Consider the following 12635-nt stretch of genomic DNA (forward strand, 5'->3'; position numbering starts at 1 on the left):
CCTATTTTTTACCTGCTCGAATGAAGCCTGTAAATTCACGCTCTTCGAAATAGTTCAGCATCATACTATAGATGTCACTGCCATACGGCTTTGAAAGTGCCTTATTTGCCAAATCCTGTAATTCGCTCAAGTTAGATTGGCGAATCAAATACTTGGTTCTAGCCACATTCGAGGTGTTCATACTTAACGTCTGATACCCCAACCCAAGCAGTAACAATGCGCCCATTGGATCACCGGCTAGCTCTCCACAAATACACACAGGTAATTGATATTGCTTACAAGTATCATGAATCTGTTTCAATGCCATGATCACTGCCGGGTGCATAGATTCATAGACATCAGAGACTCGAGAATTGTTCCGATCAACGGCCAATAAATATTGGGTTAAGTCATTGGTACCGACAGAGACAAAATCGACCTTGTCAGCAATCAGCGGTAACAGATAGAGCATCGAAGGCACTTCAATCATGATACCGATACGAGGCATTCGCACTCGGTTATCAAGTTCATGCACTTCATCATACGCTTGCTCAATCAACTGTAGTGCGTCATCCAACTCCTGAGCGCCCGAAATCATCGGTAGCAGAATGCTCAAGTTATGGCTTTCACAACTCGCACGTAGCATGGCACGCAGTTGGATAATGAAGATATCAGGATGATCCAGCGTAAAGCGGATACCACGCCAGCCAAGGAAGGGGTTGTCCTCTTCGATTGGGAAGTAAGGTAATGCCTTATCACCACCAATATCGAGTGTACGCATCACCACCTGCTTATTTGGGTAGCTTGAAAGCACAGAACGATACTGCTTGAACTGTTCATCCTCTGATGGGAAACGTTGTTGCAATAAGAACGAGATTTCCGTTCGGTACAAACCAACGCCATCAACACCTTGGTTGATAGCAATATTGGTATCAGCGCTCAAGCCTGCATTAAGTAGGATTTCGACCTGTTGGTCATCTTGGGTTTTCGCAGGTAAATACAGCTCGCGATTGACCATTGAGGAGAGCTCACTCTCTTCAAGAATCAGCCCGCGATACTCTTTGAGCAGGTTCTTGGTCGGCTCGATAAAGATCTCGCCACTATAACCATCGACGATGGCTTGCTTACCATTCGCTTGCTCGAGGTTAATGCTAACCCCCATCACCGAAGGAATACCAAGCGCGCGAGATAAAATAGCAGCGTGCGAGTTCGCCGCCCCTTCCAAAGAGATCACTGCCAACAGCTTCTCTTTTGGAATCGACGCTAATACAGAAGCCGTTAACTCACGGACTACCAGAATAATCGGCTTCTCTAAGGTACGTAGCTCATACTCAGAGTTGTGAAGGAAGTACAACAGCCTTTGACCGAGCTCTCGGATATCCTGTGCTCTTTCACGCAGATACACATCCGACATACGAGCAAAGCGGTTGGAATAGCTCTCAACCACCTGCCTTAGTGCCCAGTCCGCTTTATCGCCTTTCTGAATCTGGCTTTTTAGATCCTTACGCAACATAGGATCGTTGAGTAAGTGCGTAAACAGGTCAAAGATCGCCAATGCGTCTTTATTGATTTCACTGTCTAAGCGCTTTCGCATGCGCTTGAAGTCATTGAGGGCATTCTCAACCGCCACTGCCAATAACTCTTGCTCGCGCTCGATATTGAGCGTCGAAGCAGGATACACATCCGTTAATTCAGGTTGGGTGTTGTCCCACCACAGATCACCAATCGCTACCCCAGATGAAGCAGCAATACCTTTGATGCCTGGCAGCTTTTGTTGTTCCAACAGCCAATGACCTTGGGTTTGAGCGTGCGCGACAATAACCGCAAGTTGAGCTGAGAGCGTAACGAGGAATGACTCTTCCATCTCGCTGAATAAACGAGGTGTTTTTTGTTGAATAACCAATACGCCAAGCACTTGCTTGCGATGGATAATAGGAGTACCAAGAAAAGAGTGGTAAATGTTTTCTCCAAGTTCTGGAAAAAACTTATAAGCAGGGTGAGCAGACGCTTGTGCAAGGTTAATAGGTTCAGCACTTCGTTTCACGAGGCCAACTAAGCCTTCGTCGAAACCAATGTGAATACTATTACCTTCAAAGATCAGGCCTTGAGTTGCCATCAACTCAAGGCGCTGCATATCATTATTGGCTAAATACACGGTGCAACATTCCGTCTGCATCGCACTGCATGTCTCTTTAACTAGAATATCAAGTGCCGTCGATACATCTTCAACTCTTGATACGTGTTCAACTATTTCCCTTAGTTGACTGAGCATGCTTAACCTCTACGCAATTTGCGTTTTCCTTTTGTTTTTCGCTCTTTAAACGGCATTGCTAAAGATGCGAACTCTTTCATCGCTCGACGGTAAACATCTCGCTTAAAAGAAACTACTTGTCGAACTGGGTACCAGTAACTCACCCAACGCCAACCATCAAACTCAGGTGTACTCCCACGCTGCATATTGATACGCGATTCATCGCAATCTAAGCGTAAAAGGAACCACTTCTGTTTTTGTCCAATACAGACAGGTTTAGAATCCCACCGAACCAGTCGTTTGGGTAGCTTGTAGCGTAACCAATGACGACTTGTCGCGACGATCTTTACATCCTTTTTAGTAAGGCCAACCTCTTCATACAACTCACGGTACATTGCCTGTTCCGGAGTTTCACCTTCATCGATTCCCCCTTGAGGGAATTGCCATGAATGTTGCCCGTATCGTTTAGCCCAGAAGACCTGACCATGGTTGTTACAGATTACAATACCAACATTTAATCGGTAACCATCGCCATCTATCACTGGCCAACCTCTATCTAAATTTTTAATTACACTGATTTTTCCACATATCCCCAATTGGAGCAAACTTACTGACGTGATAAGCGCTATATTTATGAATATTATCTGTAAATATGGATAAGTTTTGCTCAAATTCGAGTTACCCACACAATAGTGAGACCTAGACCACATTTATTCACCTTTTCTGTGAATAACTATGTGAAGAATTAGCCGCAATCGTTTTTTTTAATCCATAGATTCATCAACACTAAAAACTGACCACTAGAAAAACAAAAACTTATACATTAAAAATCAACATCTTAAAATAAAAACAAGAAATCAAAGCACAGTCAAAACACAAAAGATCTTTTAAAAACACAAGCTGTTCAAAGATCAACCACCCCGGTGTTTATCCACACTACCAAGTGAAAGATTCATTTTACATCCCATTTGGCAAGCATTTTATCCACCAAAAACTCCTGTTTATTTATCCACTAAATTAATATTTCAATTAATTACCTTTATGTCCTGTGGATAACCCTAAGTTTGATCCCTTCTTCGACTAGGAGATCATTTCTTAACCAGTCGTCATTTGGTGATAACTTCTGATAAAATCATTTTTTTGATCATGCCTTTTATTATGAAACCAGAACCACAAACACAACAAGAGTTGTTAGACAGAGCTTACGCGATTGCCGGGATGACCTTCAAAGAGCTCGCTGATGAAGCAGAGATGGACATGCCAAACGATCTTAAGCGAGACAAAGGCTGGGTTGGGCAACTGTTAGAATGGCACTTAGGAGCACCTGCTGGCAGTAAACCAGAACAGGATTTCGCGAAGCTAGGCATCGAGCTAAAGAGTATTCCGATTGGCTATTCTGGTAAGCCACTTGAAACCACCTTTGTTTGTGTGGCGCCATTAATGGGAGTGCAAGGACTGACATGGGAAACCAGCCATGTTCGCAATAAACTGTCTAAAGTGTTGTGGATCCCTGTAGAAGGGGAAAGAGAAATCCCGCTGGCAGAACGTCACGTTGGATCACCACTACTATGGACACCAAGTGAAGCTGAGAACGAACTCCTAAAGAGAGACTGGGAAGAGTTGATGGAGTTGATCGTTTTAGGGAACGTTGAACAGATCACGGCAAGGCATGGAGAAGCCCTACACTTACGTCCAAAGGCCGCAAACAGTCGTGTGTTAACTGAAGCTTATGGAGCCAGTGGCAAGCCCATCAAGACCAAGCCTCGTGGGTTTTATTTGCGAACTCAATTTACTCACAACTTGCTTACGACGCATTACGCATAGCCCAATAAACATTAGTACGAAACAATATCAGTGAGTTACGTTCTTTGATCAATGAGGTTTCAACGCTAATTCGATATCACAGTAGCTTTGACTTGGCTCACTGCCAAATTCGTCATAAGCATTGTGCAAGCGAAGATAGGCCTTTTCAAACCCTAGCCGGAGTAACTCCTCTTTCACTTGATCCAAAGATCCAAAGTGAAGTGGCTCACCATCTTGTTTTACCGGCTCGAGCTTATGTTTGTACTCCACAGCCAGCAGATATTCCGAGATATCGGAACAGCCAATAACGTACACTTTGGGGATTTGATACGAGTCTTTGTGCTCTCCATGTAGCCACATGTCTAACTGATGCTTTTGCATAACCGGCCTCCCTTGCTCTCTATAGCTTAGTAGAACTCTATTTCTTTACTAGGGCACGTTGATTTTTATCGATTAAAAAAACAAAAAAGAGAAGCCAATGCTTCTCTTTTTTGTCCAGTTCTAGTTCAAAAGCGCTCACTTTTGACACCTAACTATCACCGTCAATGATTTAAGGGGTTGAAAGGTGCGATCAACCCCGAAAGATTACGTCGGTATTCGCGCGCTAAGAACACGACGAAGATGACGAACGCGACGTTCAATGGTGACAACTTCAGGCTCAGAGAAACCAATTGGACGACCATCGGCTTCAAGGCCAATATCTCTTAGCAAATGAGTGTTGTGCCAAGGTAGGTCTAGTGAACTACGACGTACTTTTCGCTGCCATTCCCGCTCTTCACGACGAAGATCGGCACGGATAAGGACTGTTGCTAATTTTAAATATACTGAGTGACGCATAATAACTCTCCAGTTGTTGAGTCAACTGAGGAAAAATAGCGTGTTAGATAGTATGAGGGCTTCTCACTTAGCTGCTATTTTTCCGCAGCCAAATAAGGGTACGGATCTATTAGTTAGGTTTATCTTGGGTGTTTCGATCGGCCATGGCTGAGATGTGTGACATAACAGTCACCATGTCAGTACACGGATCAAACGACGCGCAAATGTGCTGTATAAAATCGAAATGTTTCATTTGCGCCTCCAAGCTAACTAAAAAATCCAAAAAGAAATGGGGAAGTAAAAGCAGACAACTCTTTGTTAAATCGTTGCTTTCACGGTTAAAGTCTAACCAAGTGAGTATATTATTCAACCGCTAATTGGTTAACATTTTTAAAACAATGCAATCGCCTGAAATATCAGTTGCATATTCATTTACATATAACATATTCACTATGATTATATAAAATCACAGCATATCTCTCTTAACGACTTAGAGTTCATCTCTCAGTTGTTCGAACATAAACGCAACGACTAGCAACAAAAAAGCCACGCATGATGCGTGGCTCTTAAATTTACACGAACAGATTGAATGACTTAGAAGAAAGTTCTACACAACTCCCTCAGAAATAAGGCTGTGTTTATTCAACAAACGGTACATGGTTGCCCGTGATACACCAAGTTCTTTAGCTGCCAGCGAAACCTGACCACCGTATGATTCCAAAACAATTAACAACGCATCGCGCTCTGAACGTTCACGAATACTCTTCAAGCTACGTCGTTCATCATTCTGTTTTGGTAAATCGAGTTGGTGATCTTCGATGATCACTGCATCCGACATCAACACAACACGCTTTATCTGATTCATCAATTCGCGAACATTGCCTGGCCAGTGGTAGCGATTCATCGAACGAATGGCATCGTCTGAAAAACTCTTAGCCTGAGCATTAAACTCTTTCGAATACTCTCGTAGGAAGTGATCAGCTAGTACGGAGATATCGCTTACACGCTCTTTCAGACTCGGAACATGAATGCGCAGCACATTGATATAGTGATAAAGCTCTTCATTGAAGTCCCCTTCTATCAGTGCTTTCTCGATATCAGAGGAGTTCGCAGCCAGAATTCTCACATCAACAGACTTAGGTCCTTCTGCGGTCTCAATCTTGCCTTCTTGTAGAAAACGCAGCAGATTCAACTGTTGATTACGTGGCATCGCCAAAACATCATTGAGCAAGATGGTGCCACCATCGGCCTCTTCCAGCATACAAGGAGAAGACGTTGGTTGTGCTGATATTCCAAATACCTCAGCTTCTATTCTCATTTCAGACAAGGCACGGCAGTTCACCGTTAGAAATGGCTTTTTAGATCGTGATGAGTTTTGATGAATAGAGCGTGCAATCGTCTCTTTGCCTGAGCCGCTCTCTCCATAAATCAGGATGCTGACATCGGTTGGACCAATACGCTTTACTTGATCTCTCAAGCGCTTCACAGCCACTGAGTCACCCAGTAAGCCCATATTGTTATTGATACCGTAATTTGGCCATACTTTCTGTTCTAACTTGAGCATTCCCAGCTGATGTCCAATCGTACTCAATAGCTGAGCATCAGGGATAGGTGCCGTGAAAAAGTCGATACAGAAGTTAACGATAAATTGGCAGATCGTATCAGAGCTTAATTGCGATTCACGGATAAAAGCGAGCCATCGTACTTGCTTATTGTTACTCACAAGGTTAGCAATACCATTAAGACTGAATTCATCATGGCTGAGATCGACAATACCAATACATGGGCCAATATCAGCAATCAAGGCATCCGCTTTTCGCAAGTCAGCACACTGGGTACACTGCCAACCCACTTGTTCTAATACAGATAACCAGGGTTCGTACGCACCACCAACGACGATAAGAGAACCTGGTAAGGAATCCATCTTAAATTGAGTTCCCATCCTTCTTCCTTATTCTATTTTTATTTAAATCAGACTAATACGACTCATCGCTTTTCGTTCGACTAGATGCCACGAGATCGTATTCAGCGCAGAGACGTATAGTAGTGAGACTATCTTAGATTTTATGTCTCAATAGTAAGACTATGTCAGAAATAGTGATTTTTCGAATCAAGAGTGCGGTACAGACTAGGTTTTGAGCTCTAAAAACAGAAAAAGCCACCCGAAGGTGGCTTTTAAATTTTATTGGGTGTTACGACCCGTAAGCGAGAGTTACGCTTGTGGACGCATTGCCGGGAACAAGATCACGTCACGGATTGTGTGCGTGTTTGTAAATAGCATAGCTAGACGGTCTATACCGATACCTTGACCCGCTGTTGGTGGTAGGCCGTGCTCTAGTGCTGTGATGTAGTCTGCATCGTAGTACATTGCTTCATCATCACCCGCGTCTTTCGCGTTAACTTGCGCTTTGAAACGCTCGTCTTGGTCTTGTGCATCGTTAAGCTCAGAGAAGCCGTTCGCTACTTCACGACCACCGATGAAGAACTCAAAACGGTCTGTGAAGAACGGGTTGTCATCGCTACGACGAGCTAGAGGAGAGATATCCGCTGGGTAGCCTGTGATGAACGTTGGTTGAATTAGCTGAGGCTCAGCCGTTTCACCAAAGATCTCTTCAAGAAGCTGACCACATGTCCAGAACGTTTCTACTTCAACGTGTACAGATTTCGCGATTGCTACCATCTTCTCACGGTCTTGTAGGTCTGCTTCTGTTAGTGCTTGAATCTCAGCATGCTCAGGGTTGTAGTGCTTAATCGCATCGAACATGCTCATACGCGCGTACTTACCACCGAACTCAACGGTTTCGTCACCGTAAGGCATAGAAGTAGAACCAAGAACGTCCATAGCCGCTGTGCTTAGCATCTCTTCAGTTAGATCCATAAGGTCTTTGTAATCAGAGTACGCTTGGTAGAATTCCATCATTGTGAATTCTGGGTTATGACGTGGAGACAGACCTTCGTTACGGAAGTTACGGTTGATCTCGAATACACGATCAAAACCACCCACAACTAGACGCTTAAGGTAAAGCTCAGGAGCAACACGTAGGTACATGTCGATGTCTAATGCGTTGTGGTGAGTGATGAATGGACGTGCAGTCGCACCACCAGGGATCACGTGCATCATTGGCGTTTCAACTTCTAGGTAGCCTTTTGAGCTCATGAAGTTACGGATTGAAGAAACAAGCTTAGAACGCACGATGAATGCGTTGCGAGAATCTTCGTTCACGATTAGGTCAACGTAACGCTGACGGTAACGCATCTCTTGGTCAGTTAGACCGTGGAACTTCTCTGGTAGAGGACGAAGAGCTTTAGTCAGCAGTTCAAACTCTTCCATGTTCACGTAAAGATCGCCTTTACCTGACTTGTGAAGTGCACCTTTAACACCGATGATGTCACCGATATCTAGGCCTTGGTACTTCTCTTTCAGTACTTTTTGTACGTCTTTCGCTGCGTATGCTTGGATACGACCAGAAGTTTCTTGAATCGCAAGGAATGGACCACGCTTCGCCATTACACGACCAGCGATCGCAACGATGTGGTTAAGCTCTTCTAGCTCTTCCTTAGTCTTCTCACCGAATTCCGCTTGAAGATCGCCAGCTAGGTGCTCACGGCGGAAATCATTTGGGTGACCATTTGCTTTGCAGCTTTGGCGGATGTGATCCAGCTTGCTACGGCGCTCAGCAATTAGTTTGTTTTCTTCTTGTACGTTTTCGTTTTGAACAGCATCAGTCATTGAGATGTACCCTGCTTGTATAATTTGAACAGCTATATTTTCGCAAATATAGTCGGTAAAAAGCTTACAGACCTGATTTCAGGCTAGCTTCAATAAATTTGTCTAAGTCACCGTCAAGAACCGCTTGAGTATTACGGTTTTCAATGCCGGTGCGTAAATCTTTGATACGTGAATCATCCAGAACGTAAGAGCGGATTTGGCTGCCCCAACCGATGTCTGATTTAGTATCTTCATTCGCTTGTTTTTCAGCATTTTGTTTTTGAATCTCAAGTTCAAAAAGCTTAGCACGTAGCTGCTTCATCGCTTGATCTTTGTTCTTATGCTGCGAACGGTCATTCTGACATTGAACCACGGTGTTGGTAGGAACGTGAGTAATACGTACCGCCGATTCCGTGGTGTTTACGTGCTGACCACCAGCGCCCGAAGCACGGTATACGTCAATACGTAAGTCAGAAGGGTTAATGTCGATCGTAATGTTGTCATCAATCTCTGGGTAGATAAACGCAGATGCAAATGAAGTATGACGACGGCCACTTGAATCAAATGGTGATTTACGAACTAGACGGTGAACACCTGTCTCTGTACGCAACCAACCGTACGCGTACTCACCAGAGATACGTACTGTTGCACCTTTCAAACCAGCAACTTCACCTTCAGATACCTCGATAACTTCCGTTTTGAAGCCCTTCGCTTCAGCCCAACGCAAGTACATGCGCAGCATCATTGAAGTCCAGTCTTGTGCTTCAGTACCACCTGAACCCGACTGTAGATCGATATAACAATCTGAAGCGTCATGCTCACCAGAGAACATACGACGGAACTCAAGTTTACCTAACTTAGCTTCAAGCTCCGCTAGTTCTGGTTCAATTTCGTCGAACGTTTCTTGATCTTCTTCTTCAACCGCTAGCTCTAGTAGGCCATCAACATCCTCAACACCTTGGTCAAGTTGGTCAATCGTTTCTACTACCGCTTCCAGTGCAGAACGCTCTTTACCTAGCGCTTGAGCACGCTCAGGTTCGTTCCATACATCCGGTTGTTCTAACTCTGCGTTTACTTCTTCTAGACGCTCTTTCTTAGCGTCATAGTCAAAGGTACCCCCTCAGGATATTTGTGCGCTCAGACACATCCTGCAGACGGTTTTTTATAGGATTGATTTCAAACATTTTAGCTCATCATTTATGAGTAGAATTTAACCGGAGAATTGTACTCAAAAGTGTGACGGAGATACAGAAATTTTTAGAGGGCAAACCAATATTCAGTCACTTACAACAATATAAAGTTTTAAGCTCAGAAATTGGTGCCATTGCGGGCGATTTAGGAAAGAAAACAAGCCCGAATTTCACATCCGAGCTTGTTGTTTTGATAAGGCGAATGAAGCCGTAATCTTATTGAAGTTAGGCTATTTTGCTTCGATGTGGTCAACCATTAACTGCAATGACTGGTTACCACGAAACTCGTTAATATCCAGCTTATAGGCAAGATGTACCGTCTTCACTGAGGCATCTGGCCAGCGGCGCAAATCAACATTGAAAGCGATGCCATCAATCATCACATTGGTTGGGTGGCCTTTGTAAAGCGGCTCTAACATTAGCTTAAGGTGTTTTTCACCCACCAGCTTTTGGTGCAACACTTTAAACTCGCCATCGAAGATAGGCTCTGGGAATGCTTGCCCCCAAGGACCACCCGCGCGTAGCGTTTCAGCGGTGTGCATAGAGAACTCTTCAGGCAGCAACTCTCCGTCAGACAAGATAATGCCCTTAAGTGCCGTTTCTCCGAGTTCTTGTTTCACTACATCGTTGAACAATTTGCTAAAGCGTTCAAAGTCCTTCTCCATGATCGTTAAGCCAGCCGCCATTGCGTGACCACCAAACTTAAGAATCAAACCAGGGTTTTGAGTGTCGATACGGTCTAGCGCATCGCGCATGTGCAAACCCGGAATCGAGCGGCACGAGCCTTTAATGCTCCCCTCTCCACCATCGGCGAACGCAATCACAGGGCGATGGTATTTGTCTTTGATACGCGAAGCCAAAATACCAATCACACCTTGGTGCCAATCACGTTGGAATAGTGCCAAGCCGGAAGGCAAGTCGTCTTTACCAAACTCAAGTCGTTCACAGAAAGCCATCGCTTCTTGTTTCATGCCCTCTTCGATCTCTTTGCGAGTCTGGTTCAAACCATCAAGTTCACTCGCCATGCGACGTGCAGCGTGGATGTTGTTGCTCATCAGTAGCTCAACACCAAATGACATATCGTCAAGTCGGCCAGCGGCATTGATACGAGGACCCAGTGCAAAACCAAAATCCGAAGCGACCAAACGTTTCGCATCTCGTTTTGCAATCTCAATCAAGGCTTGAATACCCGGACGAGCTTTACCCGCTCGAATACGTTGCAAGCCTTGGTGCACCAAGATTCGGTTGTTTTCATCAAGTGGCACCACGTCCGCAACGGTGCCTAGAGCTACAAGGTCAATCAGCTCCATTAGCTTAGGTTCTGTCATGCCACGTTCAGCAAACCAATTCAGTTTGCGCATGTGAACACACAGTGCCATCATCAGATAGAAAGCCACGCCAACACCAGCGAGGGCTTTAGACGGAAATGCACAGCTCTCTAGGTTCGGGTTCACCATCGCATCAACCATAGGCAATTCACTGCCCGGTAAGTGATGATCAGTGACCAGAACTTCTAGCCCTTTCTCTTTGGCAAAACGCACCCCTTCAATCGAAGAGACACCGTTATCAACCGTCATGATCACTTCCGCACCAATCTCGATTGCTTGCTCTACCACTTCAGGGCTAAGACCGTAACCATCTTCAAAACGGTTAGGAACTAGGTAATCAACATTTGAACTGCCTAGCATGCGCAGCGCAAGTACCGACAACGCAGAGCTAGTTGCACCATCGGCATCAAAGTCGCCAACAACAATAATGCGTTTTTGATGCTGAATCGCCTTAAACAACAATTCGACAGCGGCATCAATACCCCCTAGCTTTTGATAGGAGTGTAGACCTTTCGCTGCAGTCTCAAGTTGGTCTGCACTGTTAACTCCGCGGCTCACGTAGATGCGTTTTAACAAATCTGGTAAATGAGCAGGTAAAACGGAAATGTCGACCTCAGGACGGCGTTGAATCTCTATCATATAAAAATGGGCCTGATATCAATCAGGCCACTCCTTAAATCAAAAACGTGGGATATAAATAAGTCATACAGTCGCCATATTAACTGATGACGACTGTGACAGCTCTGCTAAAGACGAAACTACTGCTCTAGACGCTGAAGCAGCTGTGCTGGCGGTAAGTAACCACTCACCAACTCACCACTTGCCAATACGATTGCAGGAGTGCCATTGATGCCAAGCTCACGACCCAGTTGGTACTGCTTAGCGATGATCTGTTTATTCTCTTCAAGGTCTTTACTTGAAGCTGGCATCTTACGCTCTACCTTAGCATTGTGCATTGCGGCTTTTGGATCGTCAGAAGCCCAGATAGCCGCCATTTGATCGGCCACTTGACCCGTAGCACCCTGACGTGGGTATGCCATGTAACGTACTGTGATACCTAAGTCGTTGTAGCCTTGCATTTGGCTGTGAAGACGAACACAGTAACCGCAAGTAATGTCAGTAAACACGGTCACAACGTATTTTTCGTTATCTGCTTTATATTCGATAACCGTATCAGACAATGCCGCTACTTTCTCAGCATTGATTGGCGCTTGACGCTCTGCCAATACGTCGCTGAATTTGCCGTTTTCATCCAGAGAGTAAAGTGTGCCTGCTAGAAAATGATCGCCCGCTGGAGAAGAGAAAATAATGCCACTGTTGGTTTGAATCTCTAAAAGACCATCAATATACGAAGGAACAATCTTATTGACCTTGATGCCGATTTTTTCAAAACGCTTGGTTAGCGCTGCGGTATCAATATCTTGAGCTGAAGCAACCTCTGCAGCTGTTGTGGTTTGTTCTACTTTCGCTTCTGATGCATTACATGCAGTGATCATCAGCGGTAGCGCTAATAGAGGAAGACGGCGTAATACGCTCATTAAGTTCACCTTAAAAATAAA

At 44.6% G+C, this 12635-nt stretch carries 10 protein-coding genes; 1 reads left to right on the forward strand and 9 read right to left on the reverse strand.

Translation table 11 applies throughout. The features are described 5' to 3' along the window. Position 1: 1 nt before the first annotated feature. A complete protein-coding gene (ptsP, locus tag OH460_RS09470; RefSeq protein WP_269996934.1) occupies positions 2–2251 on the reverse strand; it encodes a phosphoenolpyruvate--protein phosphotransferase in 2250 nt (749 codons plus the stop codon). A 2-nt stretch (positions 2252–2253) separates the two neighbouring features. Next, complete coding sequence (rppH, locus tag OH460_RS09475) at positions 2254–2772, reverse strand: RNA pyrophosphohydrolase (protein ID WP_004739545.1); 519 nt, start codon at positions 2770–2772, stop codon at positions 2254–2256. A 616-nt stretch (positions 2773–3388) separates the two neighbouring features. Between rppH and mutH the strand changes: the two genes are divergently transcribed. Then, complete coding sequence (mutH, locus tag OH460_RS09480) at positions 3389–4054, forward strand: DNA mismatch repair endonuclease MutH (protein ID WP_105059059.1); 666 nt, start codon at positions 3389–3391, stop codon at positions 4052–4054. A gap of 48 nt (positions 4055–4102) precedes the next feature. Here mutH and OH460_RS09485 read toward each other — a convergent pair whose 3' ends face one another. The 7 genes from OH460_RS09485 to OH460_RS09515 all read right to left on the reverse strand — a co-directional run bounded on the left by OH460_RS09485 (position 4103) and on the right by OH460_RS09515 (position 12614). Continuing rightward, positions 4103–4414, reverse strand: a complete 312-nt coding sequence (locus OH460_RS09485) for a DUF6482 family protein (RefSeq protein ID WP_061033347.1) — start codon at positions 4412–4414, stop codon at positions 4103–4105. 204 nt (positions 4415–4618) lie between these two features. After that, complete coding sequence (locus OH460_RS09490) at positions 4619–4870, reverse strand: hypothetical protein (RefSeq protein WP_008224444.1); 252 nt, start codon at positions 4868–4870, stop codon at positions 4619–4621. A 586-nt stretch (positions 4871–5456) separates the two neighbouring features. Next, positions 5457–6791, reverse strand: a complete 1335-nt coding sequence (gene vpsR / locus OH460_RS09495) for a cyclic-di-GMP-binding transcriptional regulator VpsR (protein ID WP_269996935.1) — start codon at positions 6789–6791, stop codon at positions 5457–5459. Between the two features lie 270 nt (positions 6792–7061). Then, complete coding sequence (gene lysS, locus OH460_RS09500) at positions 7062–8579, reverse strand: lysine--tRNA ligase (protein ID WP_061033349.1); 1518 nt, start codon at positions 8577–8579, stop codon at positions 7062–7064. Between the two features lie 64 nt (positions 8580–8643). Next, positions 8644–9742, reverse strand: a protein-coding gene (prfB, locus tag OH460_RS09505; RefSeq protein ID WP_100205982.1) for a peptide chain release factor 2 whose coding sequence is annotated in 2 segments (ribosomal slippage) — positions 8644–9666 and positions 9668–9742 — 1098 coding nt in all. Because the reading frame shifts where the segments join, the coding sequence is not laid out codon by codon here. 236 nt (positions 9743–9978) lie between these two features. Then, positions 9979–11715, reverse strand: a complete 1737-nt coding sequence (gene recJ, locus OH460_RS09510; RefSeq protein WP_061033350.1) for a single-stranded-DNA-specific exonuclease RecJ — start codon at positions 11713–11715, stop codon at positions 9979–9981. A 119-nt stretch (positions 11716–11834) separates the two neighbouring features. Continuing rightward, positions 11835–12614 carry a thioredoxin fold domain-containing protein gene (locus tag OH460_RS09515; RefSeq protein ID WP_269996936.1) on the reverse strand — a complete coding sequence of 260 codons (780 nt, stop codon included), beginning with the start codon at positions 12612–12614 and terminating at the stop codon, positions 11835–11837. Between the last annotated feature and the right edge of the window lie 21 nt (positions 12615–12635).

The sequence above is a fragment of the Vibrio sp. Makdt genome (genome assembly GCF_027587015.1).
Lineage (GTDB): Bacteria > Pseudomonadota > Gammaproteobacteria > Enterobacterales > Vibrionaceae > Vibrio > Vibrio chagasii_B.